Genomic DNA, 16430 nt, shown 5'->3' on the forward strand with positions numbered 1-16430 from the left:
CCCTAACCCTCTCCCCGTTTTGACGGGGAGAGGGGACGTGTCCAATCTACCGGTGCGGAGTGAGGAAGCCGGTGCGGCATATCCCTTCTCCCCGCATGCGGGGAGAAGGTGGCGGCAGCCGGATGAGGGGCATCCGAACTAACGCGAGGCATCATGGAAAACGACAATAACGAATTTACGGGCGCGCTCGGCGGAGCGGAAGCACTGGCCGATGTCATGGCCGATCTGGAGACGCGATCGCAGCGCTTCGGTGCGGCGCTGACGGGCGCTCTCCGATCCGCCACAGTGGGCGGGAAGGGACTGGAGGACGTATTGCGCGGCCTCGGCAACAGACTTTCCGACATTGGGCTCGCGGCGGGTTTGAAGCCGCTGGAAAACCTGCTCGGCAATGCGATTGGCGGCATGATGGGCTCGGTGGTGCCCTTTGCCGATGGCGGGGTGGTGCGGTCCCCGAGCTTCTTTCCGATCGGCGGCGACATGGGCCTGATGGGCGAGGCCGGCGCCGAGGCGATCCTGCCGCTGAGGCGCGGGCCGGACGGATCGCTCGGAGTTTCGGCAGGCGGTGGCGGGGGCATGCCGCAGGTCGTCTTCAACGTGACGGCCACGGATGCGGCGAGCTTCCGAAAGAGCGAGGGGCAGATCTCCGCCATGCTGGCGCGCAGCGTCGCGCGCGGCCGGCGCGGATTGTAAAAGGAGGCTGAACGATGAGCGGCTTTCACGAGGTGCGGTTTCCGCTGCGGCTGGCACTCGGCGTGAGCGGCGGGCCGGTCAGGCGCACCGATATCGTCAATCTTTCCAACGGGCGTGAGAACCGCAACCAACGCTGGCGCAATTCGAGGCGTAGCTACGATGCGGGATCGGGCGTCAAATCGATCGATGATCTCTATGCCGTGCTGGAATTCTTCGAAGCGCGGGGCGGGCAGCTCTACGGGTTTCGTTTCCGCGATCCGGTGGACTGGAAATCCTCCGCGCCGGGGAGGGCCGTTTCCGCCACCGACCAGGCGATCGGCATCGGCAACGGGACGACGGCCACCTTCCAACTCATCAAGACCTATGGAGACGCTGGGGGAAGCTGGCGGCGACGGATCGTCAAGCCGGTGGCCGGATCGGTGGTGATCGCGGTTGGCGGAGAGGTGAAGCCGCTATCCGCCTACAGGATCGATACGGCGACGGGGATCGTGACCTTTGCGGCCGGACAGGTCCCGCCGGCGGGTGCGCCGGTGACCTCCGGTTATGAATTCGACGTGCCGGTTCGCTTCGATACGGACCGGATCGACGTCAACCTCGCACATTTCGATGCCGGGCGCATTCCGACCATTCCATTGACGGAGATACTGGCATGAGACAGGTTCCGGAGGCTCTGGCCGCGCATCTGGAGGGTGAGGCGACGACAACCTGCCATTGCTGGCGAGTGACGCGCCGCGACGGCACGGTCCTCGGTTTTACCGAGCACGACGGCGACCTGAACTTCGCCGGAACGGCCTTCCTGGCCGCCAGCGGCTTTGCCGCGGGTGAGACCGAGGCGGCGACCGGGCTTCAGGCGGATTCATCGGAAGTGGCGGGCGGTTTTTCGAGCGCGGCGATCAGCGAGGCCGATCTGGCGGCTGGGAAATATGACGGCGCGCGGGTGGAGCTTTTTCTCGTCAACTGGCAGGCGCCCAATGAGCATATGCTGGTCGCGGTTCGCGAGATCGGCGAAGTCTCGCGCGCCGGCGGGGAGTTCCGCGCGGAACTGCGCAGCATCGCGCATCGGCTGAACCAGCCGCAGGGGCGGGTCTACGGCAGGCGATGCGACGCGAGCCTCGGAGACAGCCGCTGCCAGGTCGACCTGGCACGATGGCAGGGAGCGGGAACGGTTGTCGAGATGCGGGATGCAAGCCGGATCGTGGTTTCGGGGCTCGGGGCATTTCCTGACGGATTCTTCCGGCGCGGGGTGATGATGCTGGCGGATGGGACAAGTCTCGACGTCGAGGGGCACGAGTTGAACCCAGACGGGACGGCGGAGCTTGCCCTCTGGATTCCGCCGGAAAGGGCTCTGGAGGCGGGGCAGGCATTCACCCTGACGGCCGGTTGCGACAAGACCTTCGCGACCTGCAAGGCGCGCTTCGCAAACCACTTGAACTTTCGCGGGTTTCCGCATGTTCCGGGCGCGGATTTCGCCTATTCCTATGCCGATGGGGAGCGGGTGCACGACGGCAGCCCGATCTTCGAATGAGCGCGGTTGGCGCAAAGGTGGTGTCGCTGGCGGAGGGATGGATCGGCACACCCTATCGGCATCAAGGCGCGGCCAAGGGGATCGGTTGCGATTGCATCGGCCTGATCCGCGGTATCTGGCGGGAACTTTACGGCGAGGAGCCAGTGGCCGTGCCGCCCTACGCACCGGATTGGGCGGAGCGCTCGGGAGAGGAACGGCTGGTGGAGGCCGCGCTGCGGCTGTTCGGGCCGGCCTTGCCGCTGCGTGAAGCGGAACCGGGTGACCTCCTGCTGTTCCGCTGGCGACCGGATTGCGCCGCCAAGCACGCGGGCATTCTGGCCGGGCCGGACCATTTCATTCACGCCTACGAGCAAGGCGCGGTGACGCGATCTGCTCTGGTGCCTTCGTGGAGACGGCGGATTGCGGCCGTGCACAGGTTTCCCGGTATCGCGGTGTGATTGAAAAAAGCCGCCGATTGGCCTATTGTGATGGAGTGGTGAGCGAGGCTGCTACCTCGCCCACCGTTTGCTAAGCTTTGAAGTTGACCCGGACGGCGATCGACCAGCCCGTCCGGGTTATCCTTAAGCTAAGCGTAATGCCAATCGGCACAAGCCTCATAACATCACCTCCATATTCGAGAGCAGGGCTCCTGCCTGAGTCAGTGTAGCCTATCTCCACTGACGCGCCGGCTGGTTCGGCGCTTGCTGCTTCTGCTCCCGAATTTACCGACGCTATCACAATTTAAGCGAGCATCCAGTGGCAAGCGCTGGATCGCTGAAGGATTCAGATGGCCACCATCCTTTTCCAGGCTGCGGGTGCGGCGCTTGGCAGCGTGTTCGGCCCGGTCGGGGCGATCGCCGGCCGGGCGGCCGGAGCGCTTGCGGGCAGCGTCGTCGACCGGGCGTTGCTCGGCGGCGGCAACACGATTTCCGGAGCACGGCTTGCGACCGCACGCATTCCGGGCGCAGACGAGGGGACTGCGATCAACCGGCTCTATGGAACGGCGCGGATCGGCGGCACTCTGATCTGGGCGACACGCTTCGAGGAGGAGATCACCGAGGAGCGGTCGGGAGGCAAGGGCAGCGGGCCGAGGATCGAGAATTTCCGCTACTTCGCAAACTTCGCGGTGGGGCTCTGCGAGGGGCCGATCGCCTGCGTCCGGCGCGTATGGGCCGATGGGCGGGAACTCGACGTGACCTCGCTGGAAATGCGTGTCTATCGCGGGACGGAGGACCAGTTTCCCGATCCGCTGATCGAAGCCAAGCAGGGAGAGGGCAATGCTTCGGCCTATCGGGGGCTTGCCTATGTGGTGTTCGAGCGATTGCCTCTCGAGACCTTCGGAAATCGCATTCCTCTCCTGCAGTTCGAGGTGGTGCGGTCGGTGGGGCGGCTGGAGAAGCAGATCCGCGCCGTGACGATGATCCCCGGCGCAACGGAGCATGGCTATGCCACGGAACGGGTGACGGAAAAGACGGGCGAGGGCAGCGCCCGGATCATGAACCGCAACACGCTGACGGCTTCGACCGACTGGGAGGCTTCACTGGATGAACTGACGGCGGTGTGCCCGAACCTGGAAAGCGTGGCGTTGGTCCTCACATGGTTCGGTACCGACCTGCGGGCCGGCCATTGCCGGATCGTGCCGGGCGTCGAGGTGAGCATCAGGAAGAACGAAAGCCGTGGATGGTCGGTCAGCGGCATCTCGCGAGGGGACGCCTACCTCATCGGCAGCGTCGCCGGCGGCCCCGCCTATGGCGGAACGCCGAGCGACCGCAGCGTGCTGCAGGCGATCGCGGACCTCAAGGCGCGCGGGCTCAAGGTCTACCTCTATCCCTTCGTGATGATGGACGTGCCGCCCGGAAACGGCTTGCCCGACCCCTATGGCGGTTCCGAGCAGTCGGCCTTTCCCTGGCGCGGGCGGATCACCTGCTTTCCGGCGCCGATGCGGCCCGGCAGCGCCGACAGGACGGCGATGGCGAGAACTCAGGTGGATGCTTTCTGCGGCTCCGCGACCGCGGGTGATTTCCGCAAGGGCAACGGCAGCGTGAGGTATGAAGGGCGGGACGAGGGCTATCGCCGCATGGTCCTGCACTATGCGCACCTGGCGGCGGTGGCGGGCGGTATCGACGGCTTCGTCATCGGTTCGGAACTGCGCGGGCTGACCCAGCTTCGCGACGACGCCGGCGGCTTTCCGTTCGTGCAGCAACTGGTGCGGCTGGCGGAGGACGTGCGGGCGATCGTCGGAACGGGCACCAGGCTCACCTACGGCGCCGACTGGAGCGAATATTTCGGTTATCACCCGCAGGACGGCTCCGGCGAGGTGCATTTCCATCTCGACCCACTCTGGGCGTCGCCCGCGATCGATGCGGTCAGCATCGACAACTATATGCCGCTCGGGGACTGGCGGGATACCGATCTCGCGGACGGCAATCCCGACGGTTTCCGGACTGCAGATGATGTGGAGGCCCTGCAGCGGCAGATCGAGGCCGGGGAAGGCTACGACTGGTACTATGCCGGCGCCGAGAACCGGGAAAACCGCATCAGATCTCCCATTACCGATGGGTTGGCGCAGAAGCACTGGACATTCCGGCACAAGGATATCTTCGGCTGGTGGTCGAACCGTCATTACGACCGCGTTGGCGGCGCGGAGAAGGCGGAACCCACGGCCTGGGAGCCTGGGATGAAGCCGGTCTGGTTCACCGAACTCGGCTGCGCGGCGATCGACAAGGGCGCGAACCAGCCGAACGTCTTTCTCGACCCGAAATCCACCGAAAGCGCGGTGCCGCATTTCTCCAGCGGCGCGCGCTCCGACAGTATGCAGCGGCGCTTCCTGGAAGCGCATCACGACTGGTGGCGCGGCGAAGGCACGCGGCCGGGCATGGTCGATCCGGACCATGTCTTCGTCTGGACGTGGGATGCGCGGCCCTATCCGGCATTTCCGAACGACCTTTCGCTGTGGAGCGACGGCGGCAATTGGCGCACCGGCCATTGGCTGAACGGACGGCTGGGCGGAACGACGCTTGCCGACGCGATCGCGGCGCTTCTGACGGAGCACGGTTTTGCCGACTTCGACGTCTCGGAGGTCAGCGGCGATCTCGTCGGCTACGTGCAGGGCGAAGTGACCTCGGCGCGGGCACTTCTGGAGCCGCTGCTCGAAGTCTTCCAGGTGGATGTGCGGGAAGACGCGGGCCAGCTGCGTTTCCGTTCCCGAGGCAAGGTCAGCCTTGCCCCGCAACGACTGACCGTGCTGGCCGATCCGGACGGCGGGCCGCTCTGGAGCGAGTTGCGCGGCCACGACAGCGATTTCGCCGCGGAAGCGATCCTGACGTCTTATAATCCGGCGCTGAACTACGAGCAGGCAAGCACGCGCTCCAGGCGAGCGCGAGCCGAAAGCCTGCGCGTGCTCGGCTACGACCTGCCGGCCGTTCTGGCGGAGGAAACGGCGCTGATCGCGGTGGAAAACCTGCTGCGGGACCACCGGATCGCCAGGCGGACATTGAATTTCGCCCTTCCACCGAACGAGATATCGCCCGAGCCGGGTGACGCGGTTCAGCTCGCCGATGGGCCGGACGGCGTCTTCGTCATCGAGCGGATCGAGGAAGGTGCGACGCGGCGCATCGAGGCGAGGCGGCACTCGCCCGCCAGCTCGCCGGCGCCGATCGCGGAAACCGGCAAGCCGGTGGGTGGAGGCACGGCGTCGAATGCCTTCTCGCCCGTCCTGCACTTCCTCGATCTGCCACGTTTTTCCTCTGGAGAAGCCACGAGCTTTGCGCGGGTGGCGGGCTTTGCGAAACCGTGGCGCCGCATCGTCATTTCGGCTTCCGTCTCGGGCGAGGGATATCGAACGCGGGCGGTGCTGGATCGCCCGGCACGGGTAGGCCTGCTTGCGGAGGCGCTTTCTCCTTCGGGCATTTTCGGGAGGTTCGACAGGGCGCGGCCGATGGTGGTCGACCTTTCCTTCGGAGGCCTCTCTTCGGTGGATAGGCTCTCTCTGCTCAGTGGCGAAAACCGGATCGCGGTCCAGGCTGTGAACGATGTCTGGGAGGTGATCGACTTCGCCGAGGCGGAGGAGATCGGGCCGAACCGCTGGCGATTGTCAGGACTGCTGCGAGGGCTCGCCGGCAGCGAGGACGCGGCCAACGTCGGGGCCTCGGCCGGCGCACCCGTCGTCGTGCTGGACGCGGCGGTGATGCCCCTTGGGCTGGCGTCCGAGGAGCGGGGTCTTGGCCTCAACTGGCTCGCGGAGGCGGCAGCCAGCGGCGGCGGGCGAATCGGTCCGCAGGTCTTCACGGGCGGAATTCGCGCCGAAACACCGCTCTCTCCGGTTCATCTGCGCGGGACGCGGCAGGCGAACGGCGATATTCGCCTCACATGGACACGCCGCAGCCGGATCGACGCCGATACCTGGGAAGGGGCGGAGATACCGCTGGACGAGCCGGAAGAACGCTATCTGGTCGAGATCATGGACGGCACGGCCGTGAAGCGGACCGCGGAGGCAAACAGCCCCGCATTCATTTATGGGACAGCGGCGGAAGCGGCCGATTTCGGCGCTCCGCAGGAGCGGCTTTCGGTGCGGATACGTCAACTCGGGCGGGCAGTCGCGCTCGGGCTTCCGGCCTCGGCAACCATTTCATTCTAGAAAGAGGAGAAGAGCATGGACGGCATGAAGGCATGGTATCAGTCGAAGACGGTGTGGGGTGCGCTGATCGCGGTCGTCGCATCGCTATTGCAGGCGACGGGCATCAATCTCGGCGAGGAAGTGCAGTCCGAACTTGCGGATATTGCGGTCACGCTTGCCGGTGTGGGCGGCGGATTGGTGGCTCTTTACGGCCGGATAGTTGCAGGGAGCGGCATCCGCGGCAGGTAGGCCGTGGCGGGGGATTGAGGGCATCATTCATTTGCCATTCAGGGGCCTTTGGTTACATAGTTCCCACATGCTTTGGATATGAAACCTGTCCGTCACATAAGTGGAAGTTGTAACCATGGCGCGACTGCCGATCATAGCGATACTCGCCGCCGGCATTGCCGGAGGCTCCGGTTTTTTGCCGGAAAGGGCGTCCGCGCGTGATTATCTTATTCTCGTTGCAAGCGACTGCGGCTCGGCCGCATCGCGGGTCGTGCGCGAAACCGGCGGCCAGCTTCTATCGGCCGAACCTTCCTCGGACGGCCAGACTTGCGTCGTGACCGTGCTTGTGCAGGGTAGCGGCAGCGAAAGGCCGCGTAAGGTCACCGTAAGGGTGCCGATGTAGGCTGAATGCTGCCGTGGCCACGGAAGCCCGAGCTTATTATTACGAGGACGGTTCATGCGTATTCTGGTGATCGAAGACGACGTCAATCTCAACCGGCAGCTTTCCGACGCGCTGAAGGAAGCCGGCTATGTGGTGGACCAGGCCTTCGACGGCGAAGAGGGGCACTATCTCGGGGAAACCGAGCCCTATGATGCGGTGATTCTGGATATCGGCCTGCCGATGATGGACGGCATCTCGGTGGTCGAGAAATGGCGCACCGAAGGCAAGGGAATGCCGGTGCTGATGCTGACGGCGCGCGACCGCTGGAGCGACAAGGTGGCGGGCATCGACGCGGGCGCGGACGATTATGTCGCCAAGCCCTTCCATGTCGAGGAGGTGCTTGCGCGGGTTCGGGCGCTCATCCGCCGCGCGGCCGGCCACTCCTCTTCCGAGATCGTCTGCGGGCCGGTGCGGCTCGACACCAAGGCCTCGAAGGCCACTGTCGACGGCGTGCCGCTGAAGCTCACTTCGCACGAATTCCGGCTGCTTTCCTACCTGATGCACCACATGGGCCAGGTGGTCTCCCGAACCGAGCTGGTGGAGCACATGTACGACCAGGACTTCGACCGGGATTCCAACACGATCGAAGTCTTCGTCGGACGCCTGCGCAAGAAGCTCGGAGTCGATCTGATCGAGACCGTGCGCGGTCTCGGCTACCGGATGCAGGCCCCGAGCGAAGCGGCTAAATGAAGAGGATCGGTCCGAGATCGCTCACCGCCCGCGTCCTTCTGCTCGCCACGGCCTGGTCGGCGCTGGCGTTGGTGGTGATCGCGATCGTAATCTCGGCGCTCTACCGGCAATCGGCGGAACGGGCCTTCACCGATCTCCTGCGTGCCCAGCTCTACAACGTCATCAATTCGGTTTCGATCGGCGAGGACAACGCCCTCGTCGGCAATCCGCAGCTCGGCGACCTGCGCTTCTCGCAGCCGGAGACCGGCTGGTACTGGATCATCGAGCCGCTCGGCACCTTCGCGGCGACGCCGCTTTCCTCTTCCTCGCTCGGCGTTTCGAATATCGCGGTGCCGTCGATCCTCAACGTGCCCTTCGACAACCGTTACGAGCGGTTTTACCAGACCAACGACGCCTTCGGGAACCATGTGCTGGTGGCAGAGACGGAAGTCGTGCTGGACGGCGAGGGGCGTGCGGCGCGCTTCAGGGTATCCGGCAATCTTGCCGTGGTGGAAGATGATATCCGCACCTTTTCGCGCAGTCTCTATATCGCGCTTGCCGTCTTCGGCCTGGGAAGCCTCATCGTCAACGGTCTTGCGATCCTTTACGGCCTGCTGCCGCTCGACGCGGCGCGCAAGGCGCTGGAAAAGGTGCGCCGCGCGGAAGCCGAGCGCCTGGAGGGTAATTTTCCCCGCGAGATCATGCCGCTTGCCAACGACATCAACGCGCTGATCGACAGCAACCGCCGCATCGTCGAGCGCGCCCGCATGCAGGTCGGCAATCTCGCTCATTCGCTGAAGACGCCGATCGCCGTGCTGCTCAACGAATCACGCACGCTCGATCGCCCGCAGTCGGAACTCGTGAAGTCCCAGGCAGAGGCGATGCAGGCGCAGGTACAATCCTATCTCAACCGCGCCCGTATCGCCGCTCAGCGCGAATCGGTGCTCGCCCGCACGGAGGCCGAGCCCGTGCTCGAGCGGCTGATCAGGGTGATGCGGCGGCTCAACCCCGACAAGGACTTCCATCTTTCCATCCAGCCTTCCAGTCTGGCGCTCGCCATGGAGCAGCAGGACATGGAGGAGACCGTCGGAAACCTGCTGGAGAATGCAGCCCGTTTCTGCAAGACCGGCGTCTGGGTGACTGCCGTTCCAGCCCCCCAACCGCCGGGGATGGAGGGAGGCGACCAACCTCGCCGCTCCTGGGTGGAGATGGCCGTGGAGGACGACGGGCCAGGGCTCGAGCCGGACCAGATCAAAGAGGCGATGAAGCGCGGCACGCGGCTCGACGAGAGCAAGCCGGGCGCCGGCCTCGGCCTTTCGATCGTGCGGGAGATCACCGGCGAATACCAGGGCATTTTCGAGCTTTCGCGCGGTCCCCGCGGCGGGCTCAAGGCCAGGCTCCTGTTGCCGGGCGTGACCAAGGATGCGGCCTGACCCATGCGATCTGGGGAAAACAGGGCTTCTGGAGAGACTTGGGGCTACTATGATGTTCGGCCGGAGGCTTCGTGTTTCTTCGCGCCTCTCAAAACATGGGAGAACAAGATAGGCACGTTTGCGAATTTTCCCAATGATGCCACAATGATGCCATGCCGGGACCGCAGCGGTTCCGGTGGCTGCCCACGTCGTTTCGATTCTGCCATCCGGTTCTGACAAGATGCGTTGTTCCAGCTTTAAAATTGCCGTCTCATTGCTTCTCGTCGGGGGCCTGCTTGGTAGCTGCGCCACCAAGGGCGACGCTCCCGCACGAGGCATCTTTTCGCCGCGCCCGGCTGCCGCAACGCCCTATATCACGGCGCTGCAGGGCGGCATCATCAGCCGCAGCGGGATCGATATTTCCGGCAGCGACCGTTCGCGGGCGCTGGAGGCGGAATATCGGGCGCTGGAAGCTTCCCCCGGCGGCCAGCCGGTGACCTGGAGCGGCAGCGACGTGAAGGGCGAGGTCGTGGCGAGCGCGCCCTATCAGGTCGGCACCCAGAACTGCCGCCAGTACCGCCATACGCTGACTGCCGAGGGGCGCGAGGTGACGGCGCGCGGCGCAGCCTGCCGCAACAGCGACGGAAGCTGGACGCCCCTGACCTGAAAAGGTCGCGGATTTTGACGCAGATCATGGCCGAGCGGCTGCGAGGCGCCCATATTCGGGCCGGGCTTGCGGCGAAACGCCTCAAATTTGCGTCAAAACGGGCGTTGCAGTTGGAAAGCCCGGCCGGTTGAAGTAATGGGCCAATATGGTTTTATGGATCGTCCTTGCAATCCTGACGGCAGGTGTCGCCGCCATCCTGATCCTGCCTTTCGCGCGGAGCGCCAGGGCGGTCCCGGCGGAGCATGCCGGTGAAATCGCCGTCTACCGCGATCAGCTCAAGGAACTGGAGCGGGACCAGGGCCTCGGTCTGATCGATGCGCAGCAGGCGGATTATGCCCGCGCCGAGATCGGCCGGCGATTGCTGGCCGCCGCCGACGCAGACGCGGAAGGCGAGACAAGCAAGCCGAGCCGTTACGGGTTTACGACCGTCTTCGTGACCCTTCTTCTGCCCGCGACGGGGCTCTGTCTTTATCTCATGCTCGGCAGCCCCAACCTGCCGGCCCAGCCGCTCGAAGCGCGGCTCGCCAATCCCGGCAACAATATCGCGCTCTTGGTCGCAAAGGCTGAACGGCACCTTGCGCAAAACCCCAGTGACGGAGCGGGATGGGACCTGCTGGCGCCGATCTATTACCGCTCCATGCGACTCGGCGACGCGGAACTTGCCTATCGCAACGCGATCCGCCTTATGGGCGCCAGCCCGGCGCGGCTGGCGGGCCTCGGCGAGACATTGGTGGCGGCCAGCGACGGCGTCGTGACCGAGGATGCGCGCGTTTCGTTCGAGGAGGCTCTTCGACTGCAGCCGGACACTCCGAATGCCCGCTTCTATATCGCGCTGGCGCTTGAGCAATCCGGCAAGCGTGACGAGGCCCGAACGGCTTTCGAGGCCCTGGCGAAGGATTCGCCGGCTGACGCGCCCTGGATGGAGCTGGTGAGCGAGCATATCGCCAGGAACGGTGGAACCGTGCCGCCTCCGACCTCGTCCGCGCCCGCGGGGCCGACGCAGGAGGAGATGAGGGCTGCTCAACAGATGTCGGAGAGCGACCGGCGCGACATGATCCGCGGCATGGTGGAAAGCCTTGCGGCGAAGATGCAGGAAGACCCGAACAATCTGGAGGGCTGGCTGCAGCTCACCCGCTCCTACGCGGTTCTGGGTGACCGCGAGAAGGCGGAAGCGGCGCTGAAAAGCGGATTGAAGCAGTTCCCCGGTTCCGGCGAGCTTGTCGCGCTGGCGCAGCAGATGGGCATCGCGGTGGAAGGGGTGAGCCAATGACGCGCAAACAAAAACGGCTCACGATCATCGCCGGCGGCATGAGCTTCATCATCGCCGCCGTGCTTCTGGTGATGTTCGCCTTCAGCCAGTCGGTTGCCTATTTCTACATGCCGGCCGACATCGCGACGACCGACATCGCGCCGGGCACCCGCATCCGTCTCGGCGGACTGGTGGCCGAGGGCTCGGTGAAGCGCGGCGGCGGATCGACCGTGAGCTTCACGGTGACGGACGGCAGCGGAAGCGTGCCGGTGAGCTATACCGGCATCCTGCCCGACCTCTTCCGGGAAGGGCAGGGAGTGGTGACCGAGGGCGCCTTCGACGCCGCGACCCATTCCTTCGTGGCCGATACCGTGCTTGCCAAGCATGACGAGAACTACATGCCGAAGGAAGTGGCCGACCGCCTGAAAGAGCAGGGCGTGTGGAAGGAAGGCGAGGGTATATCGCAATGATCATCGAGATCGGTCACTATGCCCTTGTTCTTTCCCTTGCCGTGGCGCTGATCGTCGGGGTCGTGCCGGTCATCGGCGCACGCCGTCGCGACACGGCGATGATGGCGCTCGCGCCGCTGGGTTCTCTGGTGCTCTTCGGCCTGGTGGGCATTTCCTTCGCCGTGCTGACCTGGGCCTATGCGGTCTCGGATTTTTCGGTGAAGAACGTCTGGGAGAATTCCCACTCCCTGATGCCGTTGATCTACAAATATTCGGGCGTATGGGGCAACCATGAGGGCTCCATGCTGCTCTGGCTGCTGATCCTCGTCTTTTTCAGCGCGCTGATCGCGGTTTTCGGGCGCAACCTGCCGGACACGCTGAAGGCCAACGTGCTCGGCGTCCAGGCCTGGATCTCGATAGCCTTCCTGCTGTTCATTCTGCTGACGTCCAATCCTTTCCTCAGGCTCGATCCGGCGCCCGCCGAAGGGCAGGACCTCAACCCGATCCTCCAGGACCTCGGCCTCGCCATCCATCCGCCGCTTCTCTATCTCGGCTATGTGGGCTTTTCCGTCAGCTTCTCCTTTGCGGTGGCGGCACTCATCGGCGGGCGGATCGATGCCGCATGGGCGCGCTGGGTGCGGCCCTGGACGCTTGCCGCCTGGACTTTCCTGACCGCCGGCATCGCCATGGGCTCCTACTGGGCCTATTACGAGCTCGGCTGGGGCGGCTGGTGGTTCTGGGACCCGGTGGAAAACGCCTCATTCATGCCTTGGCTTGCGGGCACGGCGCTCCTCCATTCGTCGCTCGTCATGGAAAAGCGTGAGGCGCTCAAGATCTGGACCGTGCTGCTGGCCATCATGACCTTCTCGCTGTCGCTGCTCGGGACCTTCCTCGTGCGCTCCGGCGTGCTGACCTCGGTACATGCGTTTGCCACAGACCCGGGCCGCGGCATCTTCATCCTCTGCATTCTGGCGGTCTTCATCGGCGGGGCCTTCGCGCTCTTTGCCTGGCGGGCGCCGATGCTGAAGGCGGGCGGATTGTTCGCGCCGATCTCGCGTGAGGGAGCGCTGGTGCTGAACAACCTCATCCTGACGGTCGCGACCGCGACGGTGCTGACCGGCACGCTCTATCCGCTGGTGCTGGAGACGCTGACGGGAGAGAAGATCTCAGTCGGCGCGCCCTTCTTCAACATGACTTTCGGCCTCTTGATGCTGCCGCTCCTGATTGCCGTGCCATTCGGGCCGTTGCTGGCCTGGAAGCGCGGCGACTTTCTCGGCGCTCTGCAGCGCCTCTATCTGGTGGCCGGGTTGGCGCTGGTTGCCGGGCTTGCCTTCTACTACGCCGAAAACGGCGGCCCGGTCATGGCCGTTGCCGGTCTGGCGCTCGGTTTCTGGGGCATGTTCGGCGCGCTCGCCGATCTCTGGTATCGCGCCAATTTCGGCAAGGCGAAGTTCAGTGTCGCATGGAGCCGCCTGAAGGGCCTGCCGCGTTCTGCTTTCGGCACCGCGCTCGCGCATTTCGGGCTGGGGATCACGGTGCTCGGCGTCGTGGCGGTGACCACCTTCGAGACCGAAACGGTCGTCGAGCTGAAGCAGGGCATGACGGCGGAAGCCGGCGGCTATTCGATCATCTTCGACGGCATGCGCGAGGCGGTCGGACCGAATTTCACTGAGGAGCGCGGCCACTTCACCATCAGCCGCGGCGGAGTGACGGTCGCCGATGTCTGGTCGTCGAAACGGCTTTATACAGCGCGGCGCATGCCGACGACCGAGGCGGGCATCGTGACCTTCGGCTTGAGCCAGCTCTACGTGTCGCTCGGTGATCCGATGGAAGGCGGCGGCATCGTCGTGCGGGTCTGGTGGAAGCCCTTCATTCTCTGCATCTGGGGCGGCGCGCTCGTCATGATGATCGGCGGGTTCGTGTCGCTCTCCGATCGGCGTCTGCGCGTCGGCGCGCCGACCAGGCGGGTGAAGGCTGTAAAGGCGGCACTGGAGGCGGCGGAGTGATGGCGACAAGCTCCTCAACGCGTTGTTGGACAGGCCCCTCCCCAACCCGACCGGGGTCGAGCCCCTTGTCTCGACCCGTCCTTGCGGACCCCCACAAGGGGGAGGGGCTTAACTGCCCCGCTGCTCTGGTTTCGTTTGGGCGAGGCCGTGCCACCAGTTTTCTCCTCCCTTGTAGGGGAGATGGCCGGCAGGCCAGAGGGGGATTTTTTGCAGTTTTTTTTCTTCTGCTCGCTCTCCTCACGCCCCTCCCGGCATTCGCCGTGAACCCGGACGAGATCCTCTCCGATCCGGTGCTGGAGGAGAGGGCGCGCAATCTCTCGGCGCAACTGCGCTGCATGGTCTGCCAGAACCAGTCGATCGACGATTCCAACGCGGAACTGGCGCGCGATCTGCGGGTGCTGGTACGTGAGCGCCTGGTCGACGGCGATACGGACAGGCAGGTCCTCGACTACGTCGTATCGCGCTATGGCGAGTTCGTGCTTCTGAAGCCGCGCGTCAGCGCAAAGACCGTTCTTCTCTGGGCCGCGCCGATCGTGCTGCTGCTGATCGGCCTCGCAGCGGTTCTCGTCTTCATGCGCACGCGTCCCGCTCAACAGGCGGTTCCGGCGCTGACGGCGGAGGAAAATGCCCGGATCGAAGAGCTTCTGAAGAAGTGAATGGCGGGAGCGATCGCGCTCGGAGCGATGCCACCCAAGCTGTTGATTTGATGGAGGTCGCTATCGAAACGTCAGGTCCTGAGTTTTCGGCGTCCGTCCCGGTCCAGTGAACATTAACAAGATTTCATCCGCCCGCCACGTGCAGTTAACCTGAAGCCTCCTATATCTCTGCCCAGACATCCCTCGCCGGACTGCTCCGGCCAAATGTGACTGAAGAGAAGAAGGTAGCTTGAACATGAGCAAAATTGGACGCCCCTCCCTCAAGACGGTCCTCAAGACATCGACCGTTGCCGGCCTTGCTGCCGTCATGCTCTCGACGGGCATTCCGGCCCAGGTCTACTCCTCCTTCGCCGATCCGGTAAAAGTCAACGCGCCGCAGGCTCCGAGCTTCGCCGACGTCGTATCCGCCGTTTCTCCGGCCGTCGTTTCCGTCCGCGTGCAGTCCGATCAGCAGCCGGTCTCCGACGACAGCGGCAATTTCAGCTTCAATTTCGGCGGACGTGGTTTCGACGAGCTGCCGGACGATCACCCGCTGAAGCGCTTCTTCCGTGAATTCGGTGGTGGCCCGCAGTTCCGCGGCCCTGGTGCTCCCGGCGACCGCGGCCCGAACGCCAACCGTCCGCATCGCCTGCGTCCGACCGCTCAGGGCTCCGGCTTCTTCATTTCGGAAGACGGTTACATCGTGACGAACAACCACGTTGTATCGGACGGTTCCGCCTATACGGTCGTGATGGACGACGGCACCGAGCTGGAAGCCAAGCTGGTCGGCAAGGACAGCCGCACGGACCTCGCCGTGCTGAAGGTCGATGCGAACCGCAAGTTCACCTATGTCAACTTCGCCGATGACAGCAAGATCCGCGTCGGTGACTGGGTCGTCGCAGTCGGCAATCCCTTCGGTCTCGGCGGCACGGTAACGGCAGGCATCGTTTCGGCCCGCGGCCGCGATATCGGCTCCGGCCCCTATGACGACTACATCCAGGTGGATGCGGCGGTGAACCGCGGCAATTCCGGCGGACCGACCTTCAACCTCGAAGGCCAGGTCGTCGGCATCAACACCGCGATCTTCTCGCCCTCCGGCGGCAATGTGGGCATCGCATTCGCGATCCCGGCCTCCGTCGCCAATGACGTGGTTCAGGACCTGATCAAGGACGGCAAGGTCGAGCGCGGCTGGCTCGGCGTGCAGATCCAGCCCGTGAACCAGGATATCGCCGAATCGCTCGGCCTCAAGGAGCCTTCCGGCGCCCTTGTCGTAGCTCCCCAGGAAGGTTCTCCGGGCGCAAAGGCAGGCATCAAGCAAGGTGACGTGATCACCGCCCTGAACGGCCAGCCGGTGAAGGACGCCCGCGATCTCGCCAAGAAGGTTGCCACATTCGGCCCGAATACCACGGTCGAAGTCGACATCTGGCGCGACGGCCGCGCGGAGAAGCTTCCGGTGACGCTCGGCAATCTCGCAAGCGACGAAGCGGCATCCGCCGAGACGACCGAGCCGGATGCGCCGAAGCCTTCGACCGAGGAGGCTCTTGCAAGCCTTGGCATCACGGTCTCCCCGGCTGAAGACGGTTCCGGCCTTTCCGTGACGGATGTGGACCCGGATTCGGAGGCTGCGGCACGCGGCATCAAGACCGGTGAGAAGATCCTCTCAGTGAACAACCAGAAGGTCGAATCCGCCGGAGACGTGGGCAAGGTGCTCGAAGCCGCCCGCAAGGACGGCCGCACCCGCGCGCTCTTCCAGGTCGAAGCCGAAGGCGGCAGCCGCTTCGTGGCCCTGCCTATCGACCAGGGCTGAGCTTTCCAAGGTCAACCAGCTTGACGAAGGGCGCCGCCGGCAACGGCCGGCGCCCTT

15 protein-coding genes are annotated in these 16430 nt (G+C 64.8%); all 15 read left to right on the forward strand.

The window, feature by feature from the left end; all coding sequences use genetic code 11:
* Positions 1–153 precede the first annotated feature (153 nt).
* On the forward strand, positions 154–690 hold the full coding sequence (locus ACE04I_RS11730) for a phage tail tape measure protein (RefSeq protein ID WP_487207073.1): 537 nt from the start codon (positions 154–156) through the stop codon (positions 688–690).
* A gap of 14 nt (positions 691–704) precedes the next feature.
* The gene (locus ACE04I_RS11735; RefSeq protein ID WP_046795694.1) at positions 705–1343 is read left to right on the forward strand and encodes a DUF2460 domain-containing protein; all 639 of its coding nucleotides are present in this window, start codon (positions 705–707) and stop codon (positions 1341–1343) included.
* A complete protein-coding gene (locus ACE04I_RS11740; RefSeq protein WP_487207074.1) occupies positions 1340–2215 on the forward strand; it encodes a DUF2163 domain-containing protein in 876 nt (291 codons plus the stop codon). Before ACE04I_RS11735 ends, ACE04I_RS11740 begins: the two co-directional genes overlap by 4 nt.
* Positions 2212–2652, forward strand: a complete 441-nt coding sequence (locus ACE04I_RS11745) for an NlpC/P60 family protein (protein WP_046795692.1) — start codon at positions 2212–2214, stop codon at positions 2650–2652. The genes ACE04I_RS11740 and ACE04I_RS11745 overlap by 4 nt, the downstream gene beginning before the upstream one ends.
* A gap of 329 nt (positions 2653–2981) precedes the next feature.
* The gene (locus ACE04I_RS11750; RefSeq protein WP_046795691.1) at positions 2982–6830 is read left to right on the forward strand and encodes a baseplate multidomain protein megatron; all 3849 of its coding nucleotides are present in this window, start codon (positions 2982–2984) and stop codon (positions 6828–6830) included.
* 15 nt (positions 6831–6845) lie between these two features.
* A complete protein-coding gene (locus ACE04I_RS11755) occupies positions 6846–7058 on the forward strand; it encodes a hypothetical protein (RefSeq protein ID WP_046795690.1) in 213 nt (70 codons plus the stop codon).
* A 115-nt stretch (positions 7059–7173) separates the two neighbouring features.
* A complete protein-coding gene (locus ACE04I_RS11760) occupies positions 7174–7440 on the forward strand; it encodes a hypothetical protein (protein ID WP_046795689.1) in 267 nt (88 codons plus the stop codon).
* A 54-nt stretch (positions 7441–7494) separates the two neighbouring features.
* Complete coding sequence (locus tag ACE04I_RS11765) at positions 7495–8169, forward strand: response regulator transcription factor (RefSeq protein ID WP_046795688.1); 675 nt, start codon at positions 7495–7497, stop codon at positions 8167–8169.
* Positions 8166–9581 (forward strand): ATP-binding protein, encoded by a 1416-nt coding sequence (locus ACE04I_RS11770; protein ID WP_046795687.1) that lies wholly within the window; start codon positions 8166–8168, stop codon positions 9579–9581. The genes ACE04I_RS11765 and ACE04I_RS11770 overlap by 4 nt, the downstream gene beginning before the upstream one ends.
* 220 nt (positions 9582–9801) lie before the next feature.
* Complete coding sequence (locus ACE04I_RS11775) at positions 9802–10227, forward strand: RT0821/Lpp0805 family surface protein (protein ID WP_046795686.1); 426 nt, start codon at positions 9802–9804, stop codon at positions 10225–10227.
* 145 nt (positions 10228–10372) lie between these two features.
* Positions 10373–11497, forward strand: a complete 1125-nt coding sequence (gene ccmI / locus ACE04I_RS11780; protein WP_046795685.1) for a c-type cytochrome biogenesis protein CcmI — start codon at positions 10373–10375, stop codon at positions 11495–11497.
* A complete protein-coding gene (gene ccmE / locus ACE04I_RS11785; protein ID WP_046795684.1) occupies positions 11494–11946 on the forward strand; it encodes a cytochrome c maturation protein CcmE in 453 nt (150 codons plus the stop codon). Before ccmI ends, ccmE begins: the two co-directional genes overlap by 4 nt.
* On the forward strand, positions 11943–13931 hold the full coding sequence (locus ACE04I_RS11790) for a heme lyase CcmF/NrfE family subunit (RefSeq protein WP_046795683.1): 1989 nt from the start codon (positions 11943–11945) through the stop codon (positions 13929–13931). Before ccmE ends, ACE04I_RS11790 begins: the two co-directional genes overlap by 4 nt.
* 224 nt (positions 13932–14155) lie before the next feature.
* The gene (locus ACE04I_RS11795; RefSeq protein ID WP_046796034.1) at positions 14156–14587 is read left to right on the forward strand and encodes a cytochrome c-type biogenesis protein; all 432 of its coding nucleotides are present in this window, start codon (positions 14156–14158) and stop codon (positions 14585–14587) included.
* A gap of 235 nt (positions 14588–14822) precedes the next feature.
* Entirely contained in the window at positions 14823–16373 is a 1551-nt protein-coding gene (locus ACE04I_RS11800; RefSeq protein WP_046795682.1) for a Do family serine endopeptidase, read from the forward strand.
* Positions 16374–16430: the final 57 nt, after the last annotated feature.

The sequence above is a fragment of the Rhizobium moroccans genome (assembly GCF_057559155.1).

What these genes read in the sequence shown, in the direction of transcription:
- ACE04I_RS11730 (WP_487207073.1), top strand. Translation starts at nt 154, where the DNA reads ATGGAAAACGACAATAACGAATTTACGGGCGCGCTCGGCGGAGCGGAA.
- ACE04I_RS11735 (WP_046795694.1), top strand. Translation starts at nt 705, where the DNA reads ATGAGCGGCTTTCACGAGGTGCGGTTTCCGCTGCGGCTGGCACTCGGC.
- ACE04I_RS11740 (WP_487207074.1), top strand. Translation starts at nt 1,340, where the DNA reads ATGAGACAGGTTCCGGAGGCTCTGGCCGCGCATCTGGAGGGTGAGGCG.
- ACE04I_RS11745 (WP_046795692.1), top strand. Translation starts at nt 2,212, where the DNA reads ATGAGCGCGGTTGGCGCAAAGGTGGTGTCGCTGGCGGAGGGATGGATC.
- ACE04I_RS11750 (WP_046795691.1), top strand. Translation starts at nt 2,982, where the DNA reads ATGGCCACCATCCTTTTCCAGGCTGCGGGTGCGGCGCTTGGCAGCGTG.
- ACE04I_RS11755 (WP_046795690.1), top strand. Translation starts at nt 6,846, where the DNA reads ATGGACGGCATGAAGGCATGGTATCAGTCGAAGACGGTGTGGGGTGCG.
- ACE04I_RS11760 (WP_046795689.1), top strand. Translation starts at nt 7,174, where the DNA reads ATGGCGCGACTGCCGATCATAGCGATACTCGCCGCCGGCATTGCCGGA.
- ACE04I_RS11765 (WP_046795688.1), top strand. Translation starts at nt 7,495, where the DNA reads ATGCGTATTCTGGTGATCGAAGACGACGTCAATCTCAACCGGCAGCTT.
- ACE04I_RS11770 (WP_046795687.1), top strand. Translation starts at nt 8,166, where the DNA reads ATGAAGAGGATCGGTCCGAGATCGCTCACCGCCCGCGTCCTTCTGCTC.
- ACE04I_RS11775 (WP_046795686.1), top strand. Translation starts at nt 9,802, where the DNA reads ATGCGTTGTTCCAGCTTTAAAATTGCCGTCTCATTGCTTCTCGTCGGG.
- ccmI (WP_046795685.1), top strand. Translation starts at nt 10,373, where the DNA reads ATGGTTTTATGGATCGTCCTTGCAATCCTGACGGCAGGTGTCGCCGCC.
- ccmE (WP_046795684.1), top strand. Translation starts at nt 11,494, where the DNA reads ATGACGCGCAAACAAAAACGGCTCACGATCATCGCCGGCGGCATGAGC.
- ACE04I_RS11790 (WP_046795683.1), top strand. Translation starts at nt 11,943, where the DNA reads ATGATCATCGAGATCGGTCACTATGCCCTTGTTCTTTCCCTTGCCGTG.
- ACE04I_RS11800 (WP_046795682.1), top strand. Translation starts at nt 14,823, where the DNA reads ATGAGCAAAATTGGACGCCCCTCCCTCAAGACGGTCCTCAAGACATCG.